General features: G+C 66.3%; 22 protein-coding genes. 7 read left to right on the top strand and 15 right to left on the bottom strand.

Features of this window, described 5'->3' with window-relative positions:
• Positions 1 to 226: 226 nt before the first annotated feature.
• The 7 genes from HDG39_RS27020 to HDG39_RS26990 all read left to right on the top strand — a co-directional run bounded on the left by HDG39_RS27020 (position 227) and on the right by HDG39_RS26990 (position 7,694).
• Positions 227 to 1,168 (top strand): UDP-2,3-diacylglucosamine diphosphatase, encoded by a 942-nt coding sequence (locus HDG39_RS27020; protein WP_184010160.1) that lies wholly within the window; start codon positions 227 to 229, stop codon positions 1,166 to 1,168.
• 48 nt (positions 1,169 to 1,216) lie between these two features.
• Positions 1,217 to 2,248 carry a glycosyltransferase family 4 protein gene (locus HDG39_RS27015; protein ID WP_184010300.1) on the top strand — a complete coding sequence of 344 codons (1,032 nt, stop codon included), beginning with the start codon at positions 1,217 to 1,219 and terminating at the stop codon, positions 2,246 to 2,248.
• A gap of 20 nt (positions 2,249 to 2,268) precedes the next feature.
• Positions 2,269 to 2,952, top strand: coding sequence for a diacylglycerol kinase (locus HDG39_RS27010; RefSeq protein ID WP_184010158.1), 684 nt, complete (start codon positions 2,269 to 2,271; stop codon positions 2,950 to 2,952).
• A gap of 280 nt (positions 2,953 to 3,232) precedes the next feature.
• Positions 3,233 to 3,958: a TetR/AcrR family transcriptional regulator gene (locus HDG39_RS27005; protein WP_018419991.1), complete on the top strand. Its 726-nt coding sequence runs from the start codon at positions 3,233 to 3,235 to the stop codon at positions 3,956 to 3,958.
• Positions 3,959 to 3,960: 2 nt separating this feature from the next.
• On the top strand, positions 3,961 to 4,548 hold the full coding sequence (locus tag HDG39_RS27000; protein ID WP_184010156.1) for an LOG family protein: 588 nt from the start codon (positions 3,961 to 3,963) through the stop codon (positions 4,546 to 4,548).
• A gap of 65 nt (positions 4,549 to 4,613) precedes the next feature.
• Positions 4,614 to 5,360, top strand: coding sequence for an SDR family oxidoreductase (locus HDG39_RS26995; RefSeq protein WP_184010154.1), 747 nt, complete (start codon positions 4,614 to 4,616; stop codon positions 5,358 to 5,360).
• A gap of 282 nt (positions 5,361 to 5,642) precedes the next feature.
• Complete coding sequence (locus HDG39_RS26990) at positions 5,643 to 7,694, top strand: ArnT family glycosyltransferase (RefSeq protein WP_184010152.1); 2,052 nt, start codon at positions 5,643 to 5,645, stop codon at positions 7,692 to 7,694.
• A gap of 54 nt (positions 7,695 to 7,748) precedes the next feature.
• Here the strand turns inward: HDG39_RS26990 and HDG39_RS26985 are convergent, their stop codons facing one another.
• The 15 genes from HDG39_RS26985 to HDG39_RS26915 all read right to left on the bottom strand — a co-directional run bounded on the left by HDG39_RS26985 (position 7,749) and on the right by HDG39_RS26915 (position 23,699).
• A complete protein-coding gene (locus tag HDG39_RS26985) occupies positions 7,749 to 8,393 on the bottom strand; it encodes a DUF924 family protein (RefSeq protein ID WP_184010150.1) in 645 nt (214 codons plus the stop codon).
• Entirely contained in the window at positions 8,386 to 8,799 is a 414-nt protein-coding gene (locus HDG39_RS26980) for a group II truncated hemoglobin (protein ID WP_018419986.1), read from the bottom strand. Before HDG39_RS26980 ends, HDG39_RS26985 begins: the two co-directional genes overlap by 8 nt.
• Before the next feature lie 37 nt (positions 8,800 to 8,836).
• Positions 8,837 to 11,326 (bottom strand): ABC transporter permease, encoded by a 2,490-nt coding sequence (locus tag HDG39_RS26975; protein WP_184010297.1) that lies wholly within the window; start codon positions 11,324 to 11,326, stop codon positions 8,837 to 8,839.
• Positions 11,327 to 11,427: 101 nt separating this feature from the next.
• Positions 11,428 to 12,039, bottom strand: a complete 612-nt coding sequence (locus tag HDG39_RS26970; protein ID WP_090805650.1) for a DUF4126 domain-containing protein — start codon at positions 12,037 to 12,039, stop codon at positions 11,428 to 11,430.
• A 232-nt stretch (positions 12,040 to 12,271) separates the two neighbouring features.
• Positions 12,272 to 12,592, bottom strand: coding sequence for a quaternary ammonium compound efflux SMR transporter SugE (sugE, locus tag HDG39_RS26965; RefSeq protein ID WP_184010148.1), 321 nt, complete (start codon positions 12,590 to 12,592; stop codon positions 12,272 to 12,274).
• A 102-nt stretch (positions 12,593 to 12,694) separates the two neighbouring features.
• Positions 12,695 to 13,393: a two-component system response regulator KdpE gene (gene kdpE, locus HDG39_RS26960; protein WP_184010146.1), complete on the bottom strand. Its 699-nt coding sequence runs from the start codon at positions 13,391 to 13,393 to the stop codon at positions 12,695 to 12,697.
• Complete coding sequence (locus HDG39_RS26955) at positions 13,386 to 16,277, bottom strand: DUF4118 domain-containing protein (RefSeq protein ID WP_184010144.1); 2,892 nt, start codon at positions 16,275 to 16,277, stop codon at positions 13,386 to 13,388. The genes kdpE and HDG39_RS26955 overlap by 8 nt, the downstream gene beginning before the upstream one ends.
• Before the next feature lie 151 nt (positions 16,278 to 16,428).
• Positions 16,429 to 17,007 carry a potassium-transporting ATPase subunit KdpC gene (kdpC, locus tag HDG39_RS26950; RefSeq protein WP_090803729.1) on the bottom strand — a complete coding sequence of 193 codons (579 nt, stop codon included), beginning with the start codon at positions 17,005 to 17,007 and terminating at the stop codon, positions 16,429 to 16,431.
• Between the two features lie 39 nt (positions 17,008 to 17,046).
• On the bottom strand, positions 17,047 to 19,158 hold the full coding sequence (gene kdpB, locus HDG39_RS26945) for a potassium-transporting ATPase subunit KdpB (protein WP_184010142.1): 2,112 nt from the start codon (positions 19,156 to 19,158) through the stop codon (positions 17,047 to 17,049).
• Between the two features lie 79 nt (positions 19,159 to 19,237).
• On the bottom strand, positions 19,238 to 21,043 hold the full coding sequence (kdpA, locus tag HDG39_RS26940; protein ID WP_184010140.1) for a potassium-transporting ATPase subunit KdpA: 1,806 nt from the start codon (positions 21,041 to 21,043) through the stop codon (positions 19,238 to 19,240).
• Positions 21,040 to 21,132 carry a K(+)-transporting ATPase subunit F gene (gene kdpF, locus HDG39_RS26935; RefSeq protein ID WP_013088901.1) on the bottom strand — a complete coding sequence of 31 codons (93 nt, stop codon included), beginning with the start codon at positions 21,130 to 21,132 and terminating at the stop codon, positions 21,040 to 21,042. Before kdpF ends, kdpA begins: the two co-directional genes overlap by 4 nt.
• Positions 21,132 to 21,242: a hypothetical protein gene (locus HDG39_RS26930; RefSeq protein WP_018431541.1), complete on the bottom strand. Its 111-nt coding sequence runs from the start codon at positions 21,240 to 21,242 to the stop codon at positions 21,132 to 21,134. The genes kdpF and HDG39_RS26930 overlap by 1 nt, the downstream gene beginning before the upstream one ends.
• Before the next feature lie 180 nt (positions 21,243 to 21,422).
• A complete protein-coding gene (locus HDG39_RS26925; protein WP_184010138.1) occupies positions 21,423 to 22,397 on the bottom strand; it encodes a quinone oxidoreductase family protein in 975 nt (324 codons plus the stop codon).
• Positions 22,398 to 22,443: 46 nt separating this feature from the next.
• A complete protein-coding gene (locus HDG39_RS26920) occupies positions 22,444 to 22,833 on the bottom strand; it encodes a methylglyoxal synthase (protein WP_013088898.1) in 390 nt (129 codons plus the stop codon).
• Between the two features lie 86 nt (positions 22,834 to 22,919).
• A complete protein-coding gene (locus HDG39_RS26915; protein WP_184010136.1) occupies positions 22,920 to 23,699 on the bottom strand; it encodes an SDR family oxidoreductase in 780 nt (259 codons plus the stop codon).
• Positions 23,700 to 23,839: the final 140 nt, after the last annotated feature.

Genomic DNA, 23,839 nt, shown 5'->3' with positions numbered 1-23,839 from the left:
TGTCTTCTTTGCCTACTTTCTTTGCAGCAGCAAAGAAAGTAGGTGCCGCCCCGCATAGGGGCAACGCTAATAGACCGACAAGACAACAAGGAAAGGCCAACAAAGCCAGAACAACGAAAAAACAGGCCCCGCCAAGGCCCCTCCGTAATAAGAACTTCTCATGACTGTCACGCCGAAGTCACGCGCACCCGGCCCAATACGGGCACCGCCACTCGACGCGTGAGCCATGGACCCAAATCCGTCCGCGACTTCCCTGTTTCGTCAAACCGGACCGAGCGTCGACCCCGTCGCGTTCCGGCCCGCTCCGGGTTCCACTCAACACGGCCTGCCGCTGCCCGCGACGCCATCACTCGATGCCCGCGCCGATCATCCCGATGACGGCCACGACGATCCGCATCGCTATCGCACGATCTGGCTCTCGGATATCCATCTCGGCTCGAGCGGCTGCCAAGCGGGATATCTGCTCGACTTCCTGCGCCACAACGAATCGGAGTACCTGTACCTCGTCGGCGACATCATCGACGGCTGGCAGTTGAAGAAAGGCTGGTACTGGCCACAGGCGCACAACGACGTCGTGCAGAAAGTGCTGCGCAAAGCGCGCAAAGGCACTCAGGTCATCTACGTGCCCGGCAATCACGACGAAGCCGCGCGCCAGTTCTGCGACCTCGCGTTCGGCGACATCCACGTACGCGGCGAAGCGTTCCATACGACGCTCGCCGGCAAGCGGCTGTGGATCGTGCACGGCGATCTGTTCGACGGCGTGATCCAGCACGCGAAATGGCTCGCCTATCTCGGCGACACGCTGTACACGATGATCCTCGTGCTGAACCGCTGGTTCAACCGCATTCGCAGCAAGCTCGGATTTCCGTACTGGTCGCTGTCGCAATACCTGAAGCATCAGGTCAAGAACGCGGTCAACTTCATCTCGTCGTTCGAACGCGTAATGACAGACGAAGCGCGTCGCCGCGGCTGCGACGGCGTCGTCTGCGGGCACATCCACAAGGCCGAGATGCGCGAGATCGATGGCGTGCTCTATTGCAACGATGGCGATTGGGTCGAGAGTCTGTCGGCGCTCGTCGAGACTTATGAAGGCGAGCTCAAGGTGATCTTCTGGACTGCGCTGCGCGCGCCCCAGGCGGGCACGCAAAAAGCCCGCGCCACTGCCTGAGCACTTCCACTCTCCACTTCCACAGGGCCCGCAGCGATGAACAACGCGATGAAGATCATGATCGTCACCGACGCATGGGAGCCGCAGGTCAACGGTGTCGTACGCACGCTGAAGAACACCCAGCGCGAACTCACCGCGCTCGGCCATCAGGTCGATCTGCTGACGCCGCTCGAATTCCGCACCATCCCGTGCCCGACTTACCCGGAGATACGCCTGTCGTTGCTGCCGCGCCGCCGGCTGCGCGAGCGCATCGACCGTTTCGCTCCCGACGCGTTGCACATCGCGACCGAGGGTCCGCTGGGCATGGCCGCGCGCGCGTATGCGCTCGAACACAAGCTGCCGTTCACGACGGCGTATCACACGCGCTTTCCCGAGTACGTGCAGGCGCGCTTTCGCATCCCGCTCGCGGCGACCTACAGGTTTCTGCACTGGTTCCACAAGCCGTCGCTCGCGGTAATGGCGCCGACCCCCGTCGTCAAGCAGGACCTCGAGAAGTTCGGCTTCACGAACGTCGTGCTGTGGACGCGCGGCGTCGATCTCGAAATCTTCCGTCCGATGGACTCGAAGGTGCTCAACACCGCACGGCCGATCTTCCTGTACGTGGGACGCGTGGCGGTCGAGAAGAACGTCGAGGCATTCCTGCAGCTCGATCTGCCCGGCTCGAAGTGGGTCGCGGGCGAAGGTCCGGCGCTCGCCGAGCTGAAGTCGCGCTATCCGCAGGTCAACTATCTGGGCGTGCTGTCGCAGGCCGAACTCGCGAAGGTCTACGCGGCCGCCGACGTCTTCGTGTTTCCGAGCCGCACCGACACGTTCGGACTCGTGCTGCTCGAAGCGCTCGCATGCGGCACGCCGGTGGCCGCATATCCGGTCACCGGCCCGATCGACGTGCTCGGCGACGGCGGCGCTGGTGCAATGCACGAGGATTTGCGCGAAGCGTGTCTGGAGGCACTGAAGATCGATCGGTCGCATGCGCGCGCATGGGCCGAGCGCTTCTCGTGGGCAGCGGCGTCCGCACAATTCGCCGCGCATCTGAAGCCGCTGCGCGGCACGGTGTATCGTGAGGAAAGCGCCGCTGCGTGATGCGGCGCGCGGAGCCATCCATGCGAAGCAGTCGATCCAGCGCCGAAGGCGCGTCGAACGGCGCACTGCGCGCCGTCGAGTCCACCCGCGACACCACCAGCATCGAACCGTTCGACGACGTACGCGAGCCGGGTGTGACCGGGCATGCGGATTCCGTGCAACGGGTGAACGGCGGGAGGACCACGACCGGCGGCGCCAGCGTCGCGGGTGGCGTGCAACCTGACGCCACCCACGACACGACTCGCGACTCGAGCCACGACGCCCCCAACGAACCGCTCAGCCCCGACGACCCGCTCGCCCCGCTGCCCTTCAACCCCTACAAAGGCAACCGCGGCCTCACGCGGGCATGGCACGCGATGAAAAACTCGCTGGCCGGTTTTCGCGTTGCGATTCGCGAGGAAAGCGCATTTCGTCAGGAACTCACATTGGCCGCGATCCTGATTCCGTGCGGCCTCGTGGTGCCCGTCGATCCCGTGTCGCGCGTGTTGCTGCTCGGCTCGGTGCTGCTGGTGCTGATCGTCGAGCTGCTCAATTCGAGCGTCGAAGCGGCAATCGACCGGATCTCGCTCGAACGTCATGAGTTGTCGCGCCGTGCGAAGGATCTCGGCAGTGCGGCCGTGATGGTCGCGCTCGGCATGTGTGTGATGACGTGGGGAGTAATCGTCGGGCCGCTGGTCGTCGGCTGGGTTCGCGCTTGGTTTTGAGGTTCGATGCGGGTTGAAGCGCACGCTTCGCCACGCCCCACAGGATGAAAATCCGCGCAGGCGGTTGGGTATTAGAACGCTCGGTTTATAATCGTTTGACGGTCTCACAGGAAAGCGCTCGCGCAAACGTATCCGCGCCTCGCCTCATCCTGCCCTTTCGGGGGGCCCGCCGTGTGTCGGCGGGTTCGGGAGAGCTCAAAATACCAACCCCATCCGGGTGGAACACGCAGCAGCGGCACGCCGCCACGCGCCCAGCCCGGCATAACCAGGGCCGGACGACATGGAAGCCAAACCTCCCCGCCGCACGCGCGAACGGATTCTCGAACTGTCGTTGAAGCTGTTCAACGAAATCGGCGAGCCGAACGTCACGACGACGACGATCGCCGAGGAAATGGAAATCAGCCCAGGCAACCTGTACTACCACTTCCGCAACAAAGACGACATCATCAACAGCATCTTCAGCCAGTTCGAGCAGGAGATCGAGAAGCGTCTGCGTTTCCCCGACGACCATCGCGCGACCATCGACGAGATGTGGTCGTATCTGCAGTACATGGTCGATTTCACGTGGCGCTACCGCTTCCTGTACCGCGACCTGAACGACCTGCTCGCGCGCAACCGCACGCTCGAGACGCACTTCAAGCAGATCATCAGCCATAAGGTGCGCTTCGCGAGCCAGTTCTGCGAACAGCTCGTCGCCGACGGCGAAATGGTCGCGACGCCGCAGGAAATGCAGGTGATCGCCACCAACGTCGGCGTGATCGGCACGTACTGGCTGTCATATCAGTTCGTGATGAATCCGCGCAAATACAACGAGCAGGAAGCGATCCGCGAAGAGCTGCATCAGGTCAGCGTGCAGATCGTCTCGCTGATGGCGCCCTACCTGCGCGGCCGTTCGCGGCAGTTGTTCGACGACCTCGTTTCGGGCACGCTGCCCAAGCGCGAGTTCTACGACTACCTGCCGCCGCGTGAAGGCGCCGCGCCTCGCAACGAATCGAAGGACAGTTGAGCATGAAGTCGGTGTGTGTCTATTGCGGCTCCTCGATGGGAGCCAAACCGTTGTATGCGCAGGCGGCGCGCGCGTTCGGCCGTGCGCTGGTCGAGGCCGATCTCGCGCTGGTCTATGGCGGCGGCAAGGTGGGGCTGATGGGCGTGATCGCCGATACCGTGATGGCCGAAGGCGGCCGCGCTATCGGCGTGATTCCCGAGCTGCTCGTCAGCAAGGAAGTGGGGCATAACGGCCTGACCGAACTGCACGTGGTGCCCGACATGCATCATCGCAAGAAGATGATGGCCGAGCTGTCCGATGCGTTCGTCGCGATGCCCGGCGGCGCGGGCACGCTCGAGGAGCTGTTCGAGGTCTTCACGTGGGCGCAGCTCGGCTACCACGGCAAAGCGGTTGCACTCCTGAACACCGACGGCTTCTACGCGCCGCTGATCGACCTGCTTCAGCACACGGTCGACGAAGGCTTCATGCGCAAGACCTATCTCGACATGCTGCAGATCGACGCCGATCCGCTCGCGTTGATCGGCAAGCTGCAACGCTACGCGCCGCCCGCGCGCGACAAATGGGCGGCGGTCCAAAGCGACGCGATCTGAATCCTGGGTCCACCGAACCCGAGCGAAGCTCGCCGCGCACACTCCACCCCAACGACGAGGTTGCGATGACGAAAGCTGTTCTGATCACCGGCGGCAGTCGCGGCATTGGCCGCGCCACCGCGCGTCTGCTTGGCGCGCGCGGCTGGTGCATCGGCGTGAACTACGTGCGTGACCTCGCCGCCGCGCAGCAGACAGTCGCAGAGGTCGAACACGCGGGCGGCCGCGCGGTGCCGATTGCCGGCGATGTCGCGAACGAAGCCGACGTGAGCGGCATGTTCGATACGCTGCAGCAATCCTTCGGCCGCGTCGATGCGCTCGTCAACAACGCGGGTATCGTCGCGCCGTCGAGCCAGCTTGCCGATATGGACTTCGCGCGTCTGAAACGCGTGTTCGACGTCAACGTGCTCGGCGCCTATCTGTGCGCACGGGAAGCGGCACGGCGCATGTCGACCCAGCGCGGCGGCGCGGGCGGCGCGATTGTCAATGTTTCGTCGGCGGCGGCGCGGCTCGGTTCGCCGAACGAATACGTCGACTATGCGGGGTCGAAAGGCGCAATCGACACGATGACGCTCGGCCTCGCGAAAGAACTCGGCCCGCAGGGCGTGCGCGTGAACGCGGTGCGTCCGGGCCTGATCGACACCGAGATCCATGCGAGCGGCGGCAAGCCCGAGCGCGCCGCGCAACTGGGCGCGACCACGCCGCTCGGGCGCCCCGGCCGCGCCGACGAAGTCGCCGAGGCCATCGTGTGGCTACTCAGCGACGCGTCGTCGTACGTGACGGGCGCACTGTTCGACGTCGCCGGCGGCCGCTGAGCGAACGCCGCACTCAACGGGGCGCAAGCCTTAAACACTTGGCGCGGTCCACTACGGCCGCGCCTTTCCAGCCCGCTCCACCTCTCCTCTTTCTCCGCGAACCCCCGTCGATTTCTCATGAAACCGGCACAGCCGCGCATCGAATGCGCGCGCGTCCGTTCGTCTGTAGTCTTCAGTAATAATGCGGCGTTACAATCGACCGGATCGTATGCATCCGCAGGCGACGTAAGGAAAACATAAGTACGAAGCCAACGCCGCCGCGTACGCTGACCAGAGACTTCCATGCAAGACAAGCAGTCCACGCGCTGGCGCGCGCACAGTGCCGACGCGACGACCCCGACCTCGGCCGCTCCAGCAGGGGGCGCGCACGAGGCTTCGCTTTCCGCCAGCACCGCGCACCCGTTTGCCGGCGCACAGACCCACCCGGCGGCCGGGGACCCCGCGGCTTCGGCCGCAGCGGTATACAGCGCCGACACCGCCCATCCATCGGGCTCCGCCGTTTCTGCCGACCGTGCAACGCGCGGCCTGCAGCGTTGGCGCGCGCTCGCGGCGATCCGCCCGCTGCTGTGGCTGGTCGCGCTGGCGATCCTGTGCGCGTGGCTCGCCCCCGGCATTCTCGGCCACGAACCGTGGAAGCAGGACGAAACCTACACATTCGGCATCGTCCAGCACATGCTCGATACCGGCGACCTCGTCGTGCCGACCAATGCCGGCCAGCCCTTCGTCGAAAAGCCGCCGATCTACGATTGGGTCGCCACGGGCCTCGCGTGGATGTTCGGCCGCTATCTGCCGCTGCACGATGCGGCACGGCTCGCGAGTGCGCTTTTCGCGGGCCTGACGGTGTATTACACCGCACGGATCGCGCGTCGCGCGGTCGCTGCGTCGAGCTGGTTCGACCTGCGCGTGATCGGCACGCTCGCGCTGTTCGGCGGCACGCTCGTCGTCGTCAAGCACGTGCACGACATGATGACCGACGTCGGGCTGATGGCCGGCGCCGCGCTCGGTTTTTGCGGACTGTTCGAACTCGTACTCGTGCATCTGCGTGACGACCCGCGCGCCGCGTCGTATTGGCCGATGCACGCGCAAGCCGCCCGGCGGACCAAAACGCTCGATGCCCGCGAGCGGCGTCGCGCGATCATCAGCGGCGCGACGATGTTCGGCGCGGGCGTCGGCGTGTCGCTGCTCGCCAAGGGGCTGTTCGTACCGCTCGTGTTCGGCGCCACCACCTGCGCGGCGCTGCTGCTCTATCCCGCATGCCGCAGCCGCGGCTTCGCCGGCGCGCTCGGCTTCGCCGCGCTCGTCTGCGCGCCCTTCGCGCTGATCTGGCCGATCTGCTTCTACCTGCGCTCAGAGGCACTCTTCAAGGTGTGGCTGTGGGATAACAACTTCGGGCGTTTCTTCGGTTTTTCGGTCGCCGAGCTCGGCTCCGAAAACGAGAGCCACCTGTTCGTGCTGCGCGCCCTGCTGAGCGTCGGCTTTCCGGTCGCACCGCTCGCGCTGGCCGCGCTCGCCGGTGGCGCATGGCGGCGCTGGCGCGATCCGCGCGTCGCGTTGCCGGTGCTGTTCGCGGGTATCGGTTTCGCGGTGCTGCAAAGCTCGGCGACGGTTCGCGAGCTGTACATCCTGCCGTTCATCGCGCCGCTCGCGCTGGTCGCGATGCAGGGCGTCGAACGTTTGCCGGCGCGCCTGCATACCGGCTGGGATATGACTAGCCGAGTGCTGTTCGGCAGCGCGGCCGCGCTCGTGTGGATCGTCTGGTCGACCATGACGACCCCCGCCAGCACGCATGCGTCGCTGCATCTGCTCGGCCGCTGGCTGCCGCTCGACTGGGTGCTGCCGATTTCGCCCGCGCTGATCGTCGGCGCGCTGCTGCTGACGATCGGCTGGCTGTGGCTGCTGCCGTCGTTCAAGTACGCGGGCAAATGGCGCGGCGCGCTCAGCTGGTGCGCGGGCGCGATGCTCGTCTGGGGGCTCGTCAGCACGCTGTTGCTGCCGTGGCTCGACTACGCGAAAAGCTACCGCTCGGTGTTCCGGGACCTCGGCGCGAAGATGGATATCGAATGGAACGACGGCGACTGCATGGCAAGCTCCGGACTCGGCGAATCCGAAGCGCCGATGCTCTTCTACTACACGGGCATCGTGCATCAGCCGAGCGAGGATCCGCGCACGACCGCCTGCACCTGGCTGATCGAGGAAACCCGCCGCGACAACGCGCGGCCGCCGGCCGGCGAATGGCGGCTGTTCTGGTCCGGTGCGCGACCGGGCGATTCGGATGAGCTGTTGCGCGTCTTCGTGCGCACGCCGATGGCGGGCAAGCCGCACGGCGACGAGTAGAGCCGCGCAACGCGTCGCGCCGGCCGAGTGTCTCGCGCGCGCGTCCGCGTCGATTCAGAACGACGAACCGGGCGCGCGCAGGAACGCGATCTCCTCGTCGCTCGATTCACGTCCGAGCAACCCGTTGCGATGTGGAAAGCGGCCGAATCGTTCGATCACTTTCGCGTGGCGCAGCGCGTACTGATAGTAGCCGTCACCGCCCGGCTCCGCGGCAAGCTGTTTGAAGAGACGCAGCGACTCCTGCTGGCTCGCGAGCGTTTCATCGTGCTCGAACGGCAGATACGCGAACGCGCGATGCTGCACGTCCGGCAACAGCCGATCGGCGCCGCTCGCGATGATCCGTTGCGCGGTTTCCAGCGCCTTGGCGTCGGTCGCGAAGGCGCGCGGCGTATTGCGATGGCAGTTGCGGGAAAACTGGTCCAGCACGATGACGAGCGCCAACGCACCCAACGGCGTGCTCTGCCATGCGTCGAGCTCACCCGCGTTCGCCGCATCGATCAGGTTACCGAAACGTTCGCGCAGCATCGTATCGACGGCGTCATCGCGCTTGAACCAGAACTTGCGCTCCGTGCCGCGCTCCGGCGTGCCCGGCGCACCGAACCAGCAGTCGAGAACCTCGCGCGCCCGCGGCGCGAGCGCCGCATAGTCGGCTTCGACCGAGTACGGTGCCGAGGTGGCGTGCGGCGGCGTGTCAGCCATTGCGGTTGCGCATCCAGTCGGCGGTTTCGAAGAACGAGCCGAGCAGGCGCTCGCGCAGCGGTTCCGGCAGGCCGACATCCTCCATCGCCCATGCCATGCACCTCAACCACTGGTCACGCTCGCTCGACGCGATCGCGAACGGCAGATGCCGCGCGCGCAGACGGGGATGGCCAAAGCGGCCGATGTAATGATCGGGACCACCGAGCCAGCCGCACAAAAACCAGAATAGCTTGTCGCGCGAACCCTCGAGCGACGCCGGATGCAACGCGCGAATCCCGGCGAAATCCGCCTCGAGATCCATCAGGTCGTAAAACCGGTCGACCAGTTCGCGCACCCGCGTCTCGCCGCCCACCAGTTCGAAGGCCGTCGGCTTGTCCGAGGACACTTCGTCGTTCAAATCGCTCATACCTGCTCAACAGCAAAAAGACATCACCAGGGAAAACTCACGCATCGCGCAGCGACTGCAGCGCTGGCCGCGCCAACACATGCCGCAAACTCAGCCACCCGCCGACACCGGCGCACGCGACGCCGGCCGCAATGCCCACCGGCAGCAGCCACGGATCGAAGTCCAGATAAAACTCGAACACGTGCGTGGCCAGCATCGAGCCGACGATCTGCGCGCCGAGCGCCGCCATCAGGCCGGCAAGCGCGCCGACCGCGACGAATTCGGCCACCTGCACCGCCCGCACCTGACGATGCGATGCGCCCAGCGCACGCAGCAGCGCGGATTCTCGCATACGCTCGTCGCGCGTGCCGGCGAGCGCCGCGTATAGCACCAGCACGCCGGCCGCGAGCGTGAAGGCGAACAGGAATTGCACCGCGCCGATCACCTGCTGCAACACGCGCTGCACCTGCGCGAGGATCGGGCCGGTATCGATCGCGGTCAGATTGGGATACGCGGCGATCAGGCCGTCGATCGTCGACTGTTTGTCCACCGGCAGATGGAAGCTCGTGATGAACGTCGCCGGAAAATCCTGCAACGAAACCGGCGGCATCAGCACGAAGAAGTTGACCTTGAAAGAACCCCAGTCGAGCTTGCGCACGCTCGTCACCGGCGCCTCGACAGTCAGCCCCGTCACGTCGAAGCGCAGCACATCGCCGGGCTTCACGTTGATCAGCTTCGCGAGACCCTGCTCGATCGAGATCTGCGGCTTCGTCGTATCGCCGAACCAGGTTCCCGCGGCGATCCGGTTGTCGTCGGGCAGTTGCGTCGTATAGGACAGGTTGAACTCGCGGTCGACCAGTCGCCGCGCATCCTCGCCCTTGAACGAATCCGGATCGACCGCCTTACCGTTGATCGCGACGAGCCGCCCGCGCACCATTGGCGACAGCGCCGCGCCGGCGATGCCGTGCGCGTCCAGATACTGCGTGACCGCATCGCGCTGATCGGGCTGGATGTCGATGATGAACTCGTTGGGCGCATCGGGCGGGGTCGATTTGCGCCAGCCCTGCACGAGGTCGTTGCGCGTCATCGCGATCAGCAGCAGGCACATCAGGCCGATGCCGAGCGCGGTGATCTGCAGCGCGCTGGTACTGCTGCGCCGCTCGAGCGACGCCAGCGCATAGCGCCAGCCGATGCCCGCATTGACGCGCTCGCTGCGCACCACGCGCGCCGCGCCCCACAACGCGAGCCGCGCGATGCCGGCGAACACCAGCAGCCCGCCCGCGAATCCACCCGCGACGATGCCCCCGAGCTTCAATTCCCCCGCGGCCAGTATCAGCAGCCCCGCGAACAGCACGATGCCGAACGCGTAGGCGGCCCACGCAGTGCGTCCCTCCTCGCCCCATTCACGCCGCAGCACGCGCACCGGCGGCACGCGCGTGAGCGGCAACAGCGGCGGCAGCGCGAAGCCGAGCAGCAGCACGAGGCCGGCCGCGATGCCTTCGAGCGCGGGCCACAGCGTCGGCTGCGGCAGCACCACGTCGATCAGGCCGCCGAGCCACGTCAGCAGCGCGAGATGCCCGAGATAACCGAGCGCCACGCCGAGCACGCCGCCGAGCACGCCCAGCCCGACGAATTCGAGCGTGAACAGCGCGCGCAGCGCGGCCTGGCTCACGCCGAGACAGCGCATCGCCGCGCAGCCGTCGAGATGCCGGCGCATATAGCGGTGCGCGGCCATCGCGATCGCGACGGCCGCGAGCAGCGCGGTCAACAGCGCCACGAGCGTCAGGAAATGGCCCGCGCGATCGAGCGTCTGACGCACCTGCGGCTGGCCGTCCTGCAGCGACTCGAGCGCGACGCCGCGCATCTTGCCGCCGTCGACGCGCTCATGCGCAAACTGCGCGAAGCGCGCGACCGCGTCGTCTGAACCGGCGACCAGCAGCCGGTACGTGACGCGGCTGCCATAGGTGATCAGGCCCGTCGACGGTACGTCAGCGGCGTTCAGCATCAGGCGCGGCGAAAAGTTGACGAACGAAAAGCCGCGATCGAGCTCGCGCGTGATCAGCGCGCCGACCGTGAAGTTGCGATTGCCGACCTTCACCGCATCGCCGATCTTCAGCTTCAGCGCGTCGAGCAACTGCTGGTCGACCCACACGGTGCCCGGCGCCGGAATCGACGTCGCCGGATGATCGGCCGCACCCGGCGCCGCCGCGATGCGCAGCGCGCCGCGCAACGGATAGCCGGGCGACACCGCCTTGACGGCGGCGAGCCGCGACGCCGGCTGCGCGCCGGTCGAATTGATCATGCTGGGAAAGATCGCCGTGGTGGCGGTGCGCAGGCCCAAGGCGTGCGCCTCGGCGGCGAATTGCGGATCGACCGGATGATCGGCGCGCACGATGAAGTCGGCGGCGATCATGCGCCGCGCATCGCGCTCGAGCCCCTGATGCAGCCGATCGCCCAGAAACCCGACGCTCGACAACGCCGCGACCGCCAGCACGAGCGCGAGCAGCAACATCGTCAGTTCGCCCGCGCGCCAGTCGCGCGCCGTCATCCGCATGGCCTGGCGCAACAGATCGATGCCGCCAAGCCGCCGCGCCGGTCTCGTGTCGACGCGCGTCCTTGAACCCGCCTTGGATCCTGGTAGTGCTTCGCTCAATCGTGCCTACTCCTCGCAAATCGCGACACCATGTGCGTGGCCATGCCGCGAAAACCGCCCTGCACGCCACGCCACAATCGCGGCAATGCCCACGCCGCGAGCAGCAGGAAGCCTACCATCAAGACCAGAAACACGAGCGGCACGAACAGCGCAAGCAGTACGCCGCCGACCACGAGGCCGTCCTCGGCGGTCGACGTGACGACGTTCGACACCGGCTCCGGCGACAGGTTGATCAGCGCGCGCGTGCCCGCCTTCGCGAGATGCGCGGTGCCGGCGAGCGTGCCGCCCGCGAGCGCGGCAACGCTCAGCAGCGTCGGATCGGCGTGGCCGAGCGCGCCGGCGGCCAGCACGGCGCCGGCCGGAATGCGGATGAAGGTGTGGATCGCATCCCACAGCGAATCGAACGCGGGGATCTTGTCGGCGAGGAATTCGGCCAGCGTCAGCACGGCCGCCGCGCCGATCACCCATGGCGATGACAGTGCGGACAACGTGTTCGGCAAGTGAATCAGGCCAAGACGTTCGAACACGCCGGCCAGGAGGACCGTCAGATAGAGGCGCAGACCGCTGCCCCATGAAAGGCCCGCTGCAAGTGAAAGTGATTCAAGCATGGCCGCCTCCACGCGCTCAGTGCGTGCCAGGCGCCGCGGCGGGAACGAGCGGGCGTTCCGCGCCGAAGCCGTCAGGCTCGCCAGGCCGGCCGCGCCAGCCAGGCCGCGGGCAATTTCAAGGTCGTTTCTGTCTCATTATAGCTACGATAATTCGCAGAACGCAGAGCCGCGAAGCGTTCGCTGTGGCTTGCAGGCAATGGCGGCCGCGCCCCGAGCGGAGCCGGCCGCCCGGTCAGTGCCCCGACGACAGCTTCAGGCCGACGAGGCCGATCACGATCAGCAACGCACTGGCGACGCGCGCGACCGTCAACGCCTCGCCCATCATCACGACGCCGAAGATGAACGCGCCGACCGCGCCGATCCCGGTCCAAACAGCATAGGCTGTGCCGAGCGGCAACTGGCGCATCGCGAGCGCGAGCAGCACGAAGCTGCCGAGCGCGGTCACGACCGTGAAGATGGACGGCCAGAAGCGGGTGAAACCTTCGGAAGTTTTGAGACCGGCCGCCCACGCGACTTCGAGCAGACCGGCAATCAGGAGAAGAAACCAGGACATCGACACAGCTCCATGAAAAATGGGGCCGTCCCCGATGATTGATGCAGGCGCAAGGTCGTCCTTACGTCGGGAGATTATAACGAAGCGGCATCGCGGACGAATTCACACCGCGCCCACCAGCCGGTACCCGACGCCCGTCTCCGTGACGATATGCTCCGGCTGCGCCGGATCGCGCTCCAGCTTGCCGCGCAGATGCGCCATGTAGATGCGCAGATAGTGGTGACTCTCGACGTGCGACGGCCCCCACACGTCGCGCAGCAACTGCCGGTGCGTGAGCACGCGGCCCGCATGGCGCACGAGCGTCGCGAGCAGCCGGTATTCGATCGGCGTCAGATGGACCGCGGCGCCGTCGCGCGTAACCTGGCGCAGCGCGAGGTCGACGGTGACCGCACCGAAACGCACCTGCGGTGATTCGTTCGCGCCGCCGTGATTGCGCCGCCGCAGATGCGCGCGGATCCGCGCAAGCAACTCGGACACGCCGAACGGCTTGGTCAGGTAATCGTCGGCGCCGGCGTCGAGCGCGGCGACCTTTTCGCTTTCCTGGGTACGCGCCGACAGCACGATCACCGGCAGCTCGCTCCAGCCGCGCAACTCGCGGATCACGTCGAGGCCGTCGGTGTCGGGCAGGCCCAGATCGACGATCACCAGATCGGGCTTGCGCGTCGCTGCTTCGACGAGCCCCTGCTTGCCGGTCTCGGCGTCGTGCACGGCGATGCCCTCGCCTTCGAGCGCCGTGCGCACGAAGCGGCGAATCTGCTTCTCGTCTTCGATCAGAACGACGGTGATGCTCAGGTCACTCATGGGTGGGTCGGGTGAGCGGGTTGAGGTCGGCGGCGGCGGTGTCGGTGGCTGCGCCTTCGTCTTCGAGCGTATCAAACGTCTCGGGTGCGTCGGGCGGCGTCTTGACCGGCAGCGTGAACCAGAAGCGCGCGCCTTCGACGTGGCCATCCGTGGCCATCCGGTTGAGCGCGCCGATTGTACCGCCGTGCGCCTCGACGATCGCGCGGCAGATCGCGAGCCCAAGGCCGATGCCTGGTTTCGCCGACTCCTTCTCGCCGCGCGTGAACTTCTCGAACACGCGCGCTTCCATGCCGGCGGGCAGGCCGGGGCCGTTGTCGTCGATCGTGATGCGCACGAACGGCGTGCCGTCGGCGTCGATCTGCTGCGCGCCGATCGCGAGCGGCGTGCCGGACGCCGTATATTTGGCCGCGTTCTCGAACAGGTTCGAGAACAAGCGCTCCATCAACACCGCGTCGAGATGCAGCAGCGGCAGATCGGCGGGCAGCGTAACCTGCACCGGATGATCCGCGAGCACACGCTTGCACGCTCGCAGCGCGGCGCCGACGGTCTCCTCGAGCAGCGTCCATTGCTGGTTCAGTTGCAGGCTGCCGGCCTGCAAACGCGCCATGTCGAGCAGATTCGTGACGATGCCGGTCATGCGCAGCGCTTCTTCGTGGATTGCGTCGACGAGTTCGTCGTCGCGCCGCGCGGCGGATTGCGCGTCGGTCCGCAAAGAAGCATTCGCCTCGCCTTCTGTCCGCCCCTGTCCCGCCTGCCGCCCTTGCGCGAGCATCGACGAAAACCCGACGATCGTCGTCAGCGGCGTGCGTAGATCGTGCGAAATCGCCGACAGCAGCGAATTGCGCAATCGCTCCGACTCCATGTTGACGAGCGCATCGCGCGCGATATCGACGTAGTGCACGCGTTCGAGCGCGAGCGCGATCTGCGCGGCGAACGCATCGAGCATGCGGCGCTGTTCGGGCACGGTCAGCTCGCGCTCGTCACGCACGACCGCCGCGAGCACGCCGCGCGTGCGCATCGGCGCCTTCAGCGGCAGATACAGCGCCGCGGCGGCCGGTAGCGTATCGGTGCCGTGGCCGGCCGGCTTCTGCTGATCGTAGACCCACTGGCCGACGTCGAGATCGAGCGCGTCGCCTTCGAGCGTGATCGCCGCGTCGGGGTCCTCGATCTTCTGTTTGACCTTATCGACGCTGTCGGGCAGCAGAATCGCGACGCGCGCGCCGAACACCTCGCTCACGTGCCGGCTGCCGATCCCGACGATCTGCTCGGTGGTCAGCGCCGCGGCCATCTCGCGCGCCATCTCGTACATCGCGCCGGTGCGCTGTTCGCGGCGTCGCGCGACACGCGCCTCGCGGCGCAGGCTCGAAGTCAGGTGGCTGATCACGAGCGACGTCAGCAGCATGCCGAAGAACGTCAGCAGGTACTGCGTATCGGAGACCGACAACGACATGCGCGGCGGCACGAAGAAGAAATCGAACGCGGCGACGCTCGCGAACGACAGTACGACACCGGGCCCGCGCCCGAGCTTCACCGCGGTGAAGATCACGCCGAGCAGATACAGCATCACGAGGTTGGTCAGATCGATGCGGTCGATCAACTGGCTCGACAGCAACGTGATCGCCGCGCCGATCGCAAGCGCGAACGCGTACGCGCGCGGCGGCGAACGGCGCTCGCGCGCCGCGCTCAACGCCTCGCGCCACGCGTTCGCGGTCGTGTTCAACAGACGCCGCTGCTCGCCGCCGTCGCGCTCCGACGACACACGAATCAGCGTGAGATCGAGATCGCCGCTCTTCTCGGCGATGCGCTCGCCAACCGGCCGGCGCAGCCAGCGGCTCGCGCCCGTGCGCGACGATGCGCCCGCCACCAGCTTCGATACGTTGCGCGCCTGCGCATAACCGATCAACGCGTCGAGCGCATCGGTGGCGGCGAGCGTCGCGGTTTCGGCGCCGAGTTCGGCGGCGAGCTTCAGCGCGTTCAGCGTGCGTTCGCGGCGCGCGTCGGGCAGGCGCTGCAACGCGGGCGTTTCGACATAGACCGCGAGCCAGTCGGCCTTCAGGCTCGCGGCGAGGCGCGCCGCCGAGCGCACCAGCGCCGGCGCCTCCGGACCGGGACCAACACACACCAGCAGCCGCTCGCGCGCCTGCCAGATACGCTGGATCGAACGATCGGCGCGGTACTCGCGCATCTGCGCGTCGACGCGATCGGCGGTGCGGCGCAGCGCGAGCTCGCGCAGCGCGATCAGGTTGCCCTTGCGAAAGAAGTTGCGCACCGCGCGCTCGGCCTGCTGCGCCATGTAGACCTTGCCGTCGCGCATGCGGTCGAGCAGTTCCTCGGCCGGCAGATCGACGAGCGTGACTTCGTCGGCATGATCGAACACGCGATCGGGCACGGTCTCCCACACCCGGATGCCAGTGATCTGGCCGACCACGTCGTTCAGGCTCTCCAGGTGCTGCACGTTGACGGTCGTATAGACGTCGATGCCCGCGTCGAGCAGTTCGTAGACGTCCTGCCAGCGCTTCAGATGACGCGCTCCCTGCACGTTCGAATGCGCGAGTTCGTCGACGAGGATCAGTTGCGGCTTGCGCGCGAGCGCGGCGTCGAGATCGAACTCGCCGAGCTTGCGGCCGCGATACTCGATCTGCGCGAGCGGCAGCACGTCGAGCCCCGCGAGCAACGCGGCGGTTTCGCTGCGCCCGTGCGTTTCGGCGATGCCGACCAGCACGTCGACACCCTCTTCCTGGCGGCGGCTCGCGGCCTGCAGCATTGCATAGGTCTTGCCGACGCCGGCCGACGCGCCGAAGAAAATCTTCAGCCGGCCGCGCTGGCGTTTTTCTTCGTCGCGCTGCAGCTTGTCGAGCAGTTCGTCAGGATCGGGGCGGTTCATGCTCAGTGGTTGTCGTAGTCGTCCGGGTGGCGGTGTCTGCATGGTGGCACGGCCCGCGCCGGCCCGCAAATGGCGGCGCGGCGCCACGCGGACGCCGCTGTTTCATCGATGAACCACAATCGCGGCTGGTGCGTCGTCGATGCGTTCAGTCTCAGCCGCGCTTCATTTCATCGAGCGCGAGATTGAGCTTCAGCACATTCACGCGCGGCTCGCCGAGCACGCCGAACTGGCGCCCCGTCGTGTAGCGCTCGACGAGTGCCTGCACGTCGTTCGGCGCGAGGTGACGGGCCTGCGCGACCCGCTCGAGCTGATACGCGGCCGCGGCCGGACTGATCTCCGGATCGAGCCCGCTGCCCGACGACGTGACCAGATCGACCGGCACCGGCTTCGACATGTCGGTGCCCGCCGCCTTCAGCGCCGCGAGACGGCCCTTGATCTCATCGAGCAGCGCGGGGTTGTTCGGCCCGAGGTTCGAGCCGCCCGAGCTTTGCGGGTTGTACGGCATCGGGCTCGTCGCCGACAGCCGGCCCCAGAAGTATTGGGGCGCGTCGAACTGCTGGCCGATCAGCTGTGAGCCGACCACCTTGCCGTTCTGCTCGATGAGGCTACCGTTGGCCTGTTCGTGGAAAGCCGCCTGGCCGAACGCGGTCATCACGGCGGGATATGCGAGTCCAGTGATCGCGGTCAGCACCGCGAAGATCACGATCAGCGGACGGAACAGATTTTTCATGATGGGTCTCTTTCCCTTTTCATCACATGGTCACTGCGCTCAAACCCAGCCGAACGCGGCGAGCACCATATCGATCAGCTTGATGCCGATGAACGGCACGATGATCCCGCCAAGGCCATAGATCAGCAGATTGCGGCGCAGCAGGATCGCAGCGCCTAGCGCGCGATAGCGCACGCCCTTCAGCGCCAGCGGAATCAGCAGCACGATGATCAGCGCGTTGAAGATCACCGCCGACATGATTGCCGAGGTCGGCGTCGCCAGATGCATCACGTTCAGCGCGTTCAACGCCGGATACGTCGACGCGAACGCGGCCGGAATGATCGCGAAGTACTTGGCGACGTCGTTGGCGATCGAGAACGTGGTCAACGACCCGCGCGTCATCAACATCTGCTTGCCGATTTCGACGATCTCGATCAGCTTGGTCGGATTCGAATCGAGGTCGACCATATTGCCGGCCTCTTTCGCCGCCTGCGTGCCGGTGTTCATCGCGACCGCGACGTCGGCCTGCGCGAGCGCGGGCGCGTCGTTGGTGCCGTCGCCGGTCATCGCGACCAGACGCCCTTCGGCCTGATGCGCGCGAATCGTCGCGAGCTTCGTTTCGGGTGTCGCCTCGGCAAGGAAGTCGTCGACGCCCGCTTCGGCCGCGATCGCGGCGGCGGTCAGGCGGTTGTCGCCCGTCACCATCACGGTCTTGATGCCCATCTTGCGCAGCTCGGCGAAGCGCTCCTTGATACCGCCCTTCACGACGTCCTTCAACTCAATCACGCCGAGCACGCGCGCGCCCTGCTCGCCTTTCTCGGCGACCACCAGCGGTGTGCTGCCGCGTCGCGCGACATCGGCGACCGCGTTGCTGACTTCGTTCGGGAAGCGGCCGCCGTTCGCTTCGACATAGTGCTTGACCGCATCGGCCGCGCCCTTGCGGATTTCACGGCCATGAGTCCCGTACGGAGTCCCTTGCGGAGACAGATCGACGCCGCTCATGCGGGTCTGCGCCGTGAACGCGAGAAACACCGCATGCAGCGAGGCCATATCGCGCTGACGGATATTGAAGCGCTGCTTCGCGAGCACGACGATGCTGCGGCCTTCCGGCGTTTCGTCGGCGAGCGACGACAACTGCGCCGCATCGGCAAGCGCTTCTTCGGTCAGACCTGGCGCCGGCAGAAACTGCGACGCCTGGCGGTTGCCGAGCGTGATCGTGCCGGTCTTGTCGAGCAGCAGCACGTCGACGTCGCCGGCCGCTTCGACGGCACGGCCCGAGGTCGCGATCACGTTCGCCTGCATCATGCGGCTCATCCCGGCCACGCCGATCGCCGACAACAGGCCGCCGATCGTCGTCGGGATCAGACACACGAGCAGCGCGGCGAGCGCGGTGATCGTCACCACGTGGCCCGCTTTCGCGGCTTCGACGGAGAACATCGAGAACGGCAGCAGCGTCGCGGTGGCGAGCAGCATCACGATGGTCAGCGCGACGAGCAGGATGGTGAGCGCGATTTCGTTCGGCGTCTTCTGACGCTTCGCGCCTTCGACCATCGCGATCATGCGGTCGAGGAACGCCTCGCCCGGGTTGGCCGTGACGCGCACGACGATCCAGTCCGACAGCACCCGCGTGCCGCCCGTCACCGACGAAAAGTCGCCGCCCGACTCGCGGATCACCGGCGCCGATTCACCGGTGATCGCCGATTCGTCGACCGAAGCGACGCCCTCGATCACTTCGCCGTCGGCCGGGATCACGTCGCCGGTCTCGACCAGCACGACGTCGCCACGGCGCAGATCGGTCGCGGTCGTGATGCGGATCGGCGACTTCGGATGCGGCTCGTTGAGCTTCTTCGCCATCACGTCTTTCTTCGCACTGCGCAGCGACGCGGCCTGCGCTTTCGAGCGGCCTTCGGCGAGCGCCTCCGCGAAATTCGCGAACAGCACCGTGAACCACAGCCACAGCGTGACCGCGAGGATGAAGCCTTCGGGCGCCTCGGCCTGACCGCCGAGCGCGGCGATCCACAGAATGGTCGTCAGAATGCTGCCGACGTACACGCAGAACATCACCGGGTTGCGAAACTGCGTGCGCGGCGTCAGCTTTTTAAAGGAGTCCACGATCGCCGGGCGCAGCAGCGCCGGGTCGAACATGGACCGGGTAGCGTTATGTTCAGTCATTGAATCCTCGAATGTCCGTGGGCGCTTGCAGGCTTGCGGCGTGCAAGCGCCTGTTCGGTCGTTGGCTCGCTGCCGTGGGTCACTGCACGCCGATCATCATCAGATGCTCGACGCCGGGACCGAGCGCGAGTGCCGGGACGTAGGTCAGCGCACCGACCAGCAGCACCGTGCCGAGCAGCAGCACGACGAACAGCGCTCCGTGCGTCGGCAGCGTGCCGGCGGTGACGGCGATGCGCTTCTTCGCGGCGAGCGAACCGGCGATCGCGAGCACCGGCACGATCGTGCCGAAGCGGCCGAACCACATCGCAATCGCGGTGAGCCAGTTGTAGAACGGCGTGTTCACCGTGAGACCCGCGAACGCGCTACCGTTGTTGTTCGCCGCCGAGCTGAACGCATAGAGGATCTCGGAGAAGCCGTGTGCGCCGGGGTTTGCGATGCCGGCCTTGCCCGCCTCGCTGAGCACCGCGATCGAGGTGCCCACCAGCACGAGCAGCGGCGTGAGCAGCACGACGATCGACACCATCTTCATCTCGTAGGCCTCGATCTTCTTGCCGACATATTCAGGAGTACGCCCGATCATCAGTCCCGCGACGAACACCGCGAGCAGCGCGAACACGAGCATCCCGTACATGCCGGAACCGACACCGCCGAAGATCACTTCGCCGAGCTGGATCAGCAGCATCGGATACAGGCCGCCGAGCGGCGTCAACGAATCGTGCGTGTTGGCGACCGCGCCGCACGAAGCCGCCGTCGTCGCGACCGTGAAGATGCCCGACTGTGCGATGCCGAAGCGCGTTTCCTTGCCCTCCGCATTGCCGCCCGCCTGCAGCGCGTTCGCCGACTGATCGACGTTGAGCGCCGTGAACGCGGGATTGCCGCTCTGCTCGGCGCTGATCTCGCCGAACACGCAAACGCCGAACGCGATCGTCATCGCCGCGAGCACCGCGACGCCCTGCCGCCGGTCGCCGATCACGCGGCCGAACACGAGCGCGAGCGCCGCCGGGATGATCAGGATCGACAAGATCTGCACGAAGTTCGAGAACGGCGTCGGGTTTTCGTACGGATGCGCGGAGTTGCCGTTGAAGAAGCCGCCGCCGTTGGTGCCGAGCATCTTGATCGCTTCCTGCGACGCGACCGGGCCCATCGCGATGGTCTGCGTCTTCACGGGCGTGTCGAGCGTCACCGGATCGCCCTTCGCGTCCTTCACCGGATTGCCTTGCGCGTCGAGCTTCGGCGCGGCGTAGGTGGTGGTCTGCAGCGTCGGCACCTCCTGATATGCCTTGAAGTTCTGGATCACGCCCTGACTCATCAGCAGTGCGGCGATGATCGCCGCCATCGGCAGCAGGACGTACATCGTCACGCGCGTGATGTCGACCCAGAAGTTGCCGATCGTCTGCGCGGTATGACGCGCGAAGCCGCGCATCAACGCGAACACGACGACGATGCCGGTCGCCGCCGACAGGAAGTTCTGCACGGTCAGGCCGAGCATCTGCGTCAGATAGCCGACGGTCTGCTCGGGCGTGTAGTCCTGCCAGTTGGTGTTGGTCACGAAGCTGACCGCGGTGTTGAACGCGCTGTCGACCGACATCGCGCCGAACTGCTGCGGATTGCCGGGCAGCCACCCTTGCACGCGCAGCAGCACGTACAGGAACGCCGCACCGAGCACGTTGAACGCGAGCGTGGCGACCGCGTAGTGCCTCCAGCCCATTTCCGCCGCTGGATCGACGCCCGCGATGCGGTAAAGCAGCCGTTCGAGCGGCGCGCCGAAGCGCACCACGCGCGAACTGCCGTCCATCACGGCGCCGAGATAGCTCGCCATCGGCACCGCCGCGGCCAGTAGCACGACGATAAAAAGACTCGCCTGCAGGACATCGTTCGTGTTCATTCAATGTCCTCCGCGCGCAGCAGCGCATACACGAGATATACGAACAGCAGCGCGGTGGACGCGCCAGCCAGCCACAGCATCCAGGTCATCAGCGCGCTCCTTGTCCGCGGCGCAACTGCATCAGCTTCTCGCAGCCGCCAATCAGCCCAAAGGTCAGCACGGCAAACAGCGCCAGGCCCCCGACATACAGCACATCCATCTCGTTCTCCATTCACGGACTTTGGATGGATAGAACGGTATGCCGATCGGCCTAAAGGGCTGGTCAAAGATCGCGGGGTGCGCGTAAAAAACGCGTAAACGGACAAGGCCGTTTCATCTCGCGATGAAACGGCCCTGATGGATGACGTGTAGCGCAGCCCGAGGCCGCGCTGCCACTTCTTTACGGCAGCAGGATCGTCGACCCCGTCGTGCGGCGCCCTTCGAGGTCCGCATGTGCCTGCCCGACGTCCGGCAGCGCATAGCGCTGATTGATGCTCGTCTTGACCTTCCCCGAGCTCAGCACGTCGAACAGCTCGGCCGACATCGCCTCGTAGTCGCTGCGTTTCGCCATATAGGTGAAGAGCGTCGGTCGTGTAAAGAACAGCGAGCCGCGTCCCGCGAATTCCGACGAGTCGATCGGCGGCAGCGGACCCGACGCGTTGCCGAAGCTCACGAACAGGCCGAGCGGCGCGAGACAGTCGAGCGACTTCTCGAAGGTGTCCTTGCCGATCGAATCGTAGACGACCGGCACGCCCGCGCCGTTGGTGATCTCGCGTACGCGCTTCGTGAAGTTCTCGCGCGTATAGACGATCGCGTGATCGCAGCCGTGCGCTTTCGCGATCTCGGCTTTCTCGTCGGAACCGACCGTGCCGATCACCGTCGCGCCGAGCGCCTTCGCCCACTGGCACACGAGCAGGCCGACGCCGCCCGCTGCGGCCTGAATGAGGATCGTGTCACCGGCCTTTACGCGATACGTGCGGCGCAGCAGATATTGCGCAGTCAAGCCTTGCAGCATCACCGACGCGGCCTGCTCGTCGCTGATCGCATCGGGCAGCTTGACGACCTGCGCGGCCTGCAGCACGCGCTCCTGCGCATACGCGCCGGGCGGCCGCGCGACATACGCCACACGATCGCCGACCTTCAGACCGGTCACGCCCGAGCCCACCGCACTGACCTCGCCGGCCGCTTCCATGCCGAGCCCGCCCGGCAGCGGCAGCGGATACAGACCGGTGCGGAAATACACGTCGATGTAATTGAGGCCGACCGCCGTCTGGCGAATGCGGATCTCGCCCGCGCCGGGCTCGCCCACCTCGACGTCGACCCATTTCATGACTTCGGGGCCGCCGGTTTTGTCGAATCGGATCGCCTTGCTCATCATGTCTCCTTCATCTGTATGGATGTGGATGCGGCGACGCGCGCGCTCACGCCTCGCCGGACAGGCGCAGCGTCAGCACGTCGAGCACCATGCGGGCGGTCGAAATGTTCGTCGCGCACGGAATGTTGTGCACGTCGCATGCGCGCACTAGCGCGTTGATGTCCGGCTCGTGCGGCTGCGGCGTCATCGGGTCGCGCAGGAAAATCACCATGTCGACGCGCCCTTCGGCGAGTTGCGCGCCGATCTGCAGGTCGCCGCCGTGCGGGCCCGACAGCATGCGCTCGACCGTGAGGCCGTGCGCGTCGCTGATGCGTCCGCCGGTCGTGCCGGTTGCGACGATCTCGCAGCGCGCGAGCGTGTCGACGTATTCGCCGGCCAGTTTGACGATGTCGTCCTTCTTGTGATCGTGCGCGATCAGCGCGATGCGGGTGCTCATGACGTAAGACTCCTCAAACCGTTGTGACTATCGTTGTTGTGATGTGACGGGTGTCGTTCGCGCCCGGCGGCTCGGTACGCGCCTGCTCAGTACGTACCAGGATAGGCGCCGCCGTCGATCAACCAGTTCTGCCCGGTGATGTAACCCGCGTGCGTGCTGCACAGGAACGCGCAGGCGCGGCCGAATTCTTCGCGATTGCCGAAACGGCCGGCGGGGATCGTCTTCATACGCTGCTTGCGCGCTTCGTCGATCGAAATGTTGTGCGTCTTCGCCTGCGCCTCGAACGTGACCGCGATACGGTCGGTGTCGAACAGGCCCGGCAGCAGGTTGTTGATCGTCACGCCGGTCGGCGCGACCTTGCGCGCGAGCCCCGCGACGAAACCGGTCAGGCCGGAGCGCGCGCCGTTCGACAGGCCGAGCACGTCGATTGGCGCCTTCACCGCCGAGCTCGTGATGTTGACGATGCGCCCGAAGCCGCGCGCGCTCATCGTGTCGATGGTCTGACGGATCAGCTCGATCGGCGTGAGCATGTTGGCTTCGAGCGCGCGGATCCAGTCCTCGTGCGTGAAGTTGCGGAAATCGCCCGGCGGCGGCCCGCCCGCGTTGTTGACGAGAATGTCCGGCTGCGGGCAGGCCGCGAGCGCGGCCGCGCGCCCTTCAGGCGTGGTGATGTCGCATGCGACGGTCTTCACCTCGACGCCGCTCTGCTTGCGGATCGCCTCGGCGGTCGCTTCGAGCGGTTCGGCGGTGCGCGCGACGATCGTCAGGTTGACGCCCTCGGCGGCGAGCGCTTCCGCGCAGCCGCGTCCCAGACCTTTGCTCGCCGCGCAAACCAGCGCGCTACGTCCTGCGATTCCCATGTCCATGTGGATGCCCTCTTGGAAGTTTCCCCAGATTCTAGAAGAATCGGTGCCGGACTGTGCCGCGTCGCTGCAATCTCAGGTATCGCCGGGCGGTACTCTTTCGGTAAACTTGCGCGGTAGCGCGCTTTTCCACCGTTCGTCCG

The organism is Paraburkholderia lebeckiae (assembly GCF_014201005.1).
GTDB classification, from domain to species: Bacteria; Pseudomonadota; Gammaproteobacteria; order Burkholderiales; family Burkholderiaceae; genus Paraburkholderia; species Paraburkholderia tuberum.
The sequence above is the reverse complement of the archived record's forward strand: the minus strand, read 5'-3'. Positions and strand labels throughout refer to the sequence as shown.

What these genes read in the sequence shown, in the direction of transcription:
- HDG39_RS26975 (WP_184010297.1), bottom strand. Translation starts at nt 11,326, where the DNA reads ATGACGGCGCGCGACTGGCGCGCGGGCGAACTGACGATGTTGCTGCTC.
- HDG39_RS26915 (WP_184010136.1), bottom strand. Translation starts at nt 23,699, where the DNA reads ATGGACATGGGAATCGCAGGACGTAGCGCGCTGGTTTGCGCGGCGAGC.
- kdpA (WP_184010140.1), bottom strand. Translation starts at nt 21,043, where the DNA reads ATGAACACGAACGATGTCCTGCAGGCGAGTCTTTTTATCGTCGTGCTA.
- HDG39_RS26985 (WP_184010150.1), bottom strand. Translation starts at nt 8,393, where the DNA reads ATGGCTGACACGCCGCCGCACGCCACCTCGGCACCGTACTCGGTCGAA.
- HDG39_RS27015 (WP_184010300.1), top strand. Translation starts at nt 1,217, where the DNA reads ATGAAGATCATGATCGTCACCGACGCATGGGAGCCGCAGGTCAACGGT.
- HDG39_RS26980 (WP_018419986.1), bottom strand. Translation starts at nt 8,799, where the DNA reads ATGAGCGATTTGAACGACGAAGTGTCCTCGGACAAGCCGACGGCCTTC.
- HDG39_RS26970 (WP_090805650.1), bottom strand. Translation starts at nt 12,039, where the DNA reads ATGCTTGAATCACTTTCACTTGCAGCGGGCCTTTCATGGGGCAGCGGT.
- HDG39_RS26955 (WP_184010144.1), bottom strand. Translation starts at nt 16,277, where the DNA reads ATGAACCGCCCCGATCCTGACGAACTGCTCGACAAGCTGCAGCGCGAC.
- HDG39_RS26920 (WP_013088898.1), bottom strand. Translation starts at nt 22,833, where the DNA reads ATGAGCACCCGCATCGCGCTGATCGCGCACGATCACAAGAAGGACGAC.
- HDG39_RS26990 (WP_184010152.1), top strand. Translation starts at nt 5,643, where the DNA reads ATGCAAGACAAGCAGTCCACGCGCTGGCGCGCGCACAGTGCCGACGCG.
- HDG39_RS27000 (WP_184010156.1), top strand. Translation starts at nt 3,961, where the DNA reads ATGAAGTCGGTGTGTGTCTATTGCGGCTCCTCGATGGGAGCCAAACCG.
- HDG39_RS27010 (WP_184010158.1), top strand. Translation starts at nt 2,269, where the DNA reads ATGCGAAGCAGTCGATCCAGCGCCGAAGGCGCGTCGAACGGCGCACTG.
- HDG39_RS27020 (WP_184010160.1), top strand. Translation starts at nt 227, where the DNA reads ATGGACCCAAATCCGTCCGCGACTTCCCTGTTTCGTCAAACCGGACCG.
- HDG39_RS26930 (WP_018431541.1), bottom strand. Translation starts at nt 21,242, where the DNA reads ATGGATGTGCTGTATGTCGGGGGCCTGGCGCTGTTTGCCGTGCTGACC.
- HDG39_RS26925 (WP_184010138.1), bottom strand. Translation starts at nt 22,397, where the DNA reads ATGAGCAAGGCGATCCGATTCGACAAAACCGGCGGCCCCGAAGTCATG.
- kdpE (WP_184010146.1), bottom strand. Translation starts at nt 13,393, where the DNA reads ATGAGTGACCTGAGCATCACCGTCGTTCTGATCGAAGACGAGAAGCAG.
- kdpB (WP_184010142.1), bottom strand. Translation starts at nt 19,158, where the DNA reads ATGACTGAACATAACGCTACCCGGTCCATGTTCGACCCGGCGCTGCTG.
- kdpF (WP_013088901.1), bottom strand. Translation starts at nt 21,132, where the DNA reads ATGACCTGGATGCTGTGGCTGGCTGGCGCGTCCACCGCGCTGCTGTTC.
- HDG39_RS26995 (WP_184010154.1), top strand. Translation starts at nt 4,614, where the DNA reads ATGACGAAAGCTGTTCTGATCACCGGCGGCAGTCGCGGCATTGGCCGC.
- kdpC (WP_090803729.1), bottom strand. Translation starts at nt 17,007, where the DNA reads ATGAAAAATCTGTTCCGTCCGCTGATCGTGATCTTCGCGGTGCTGACC.
- sugE (WP_184010148.1), bottom strand. Translation starts at nt 12,592, where the DNA reads ATGTCCTGGTTTCTTCTCCTGATTGCCGGTCTGCTCGAAGTCGCGTGG.
- HDG39_RS27005 (WP_018419991.1), top strand. Translation starts at nt 3,233, where the DNA reads ATGGAAGCCAAACCTCCCCGCCGCACGCGCGAACGGATTCTCGAACTG.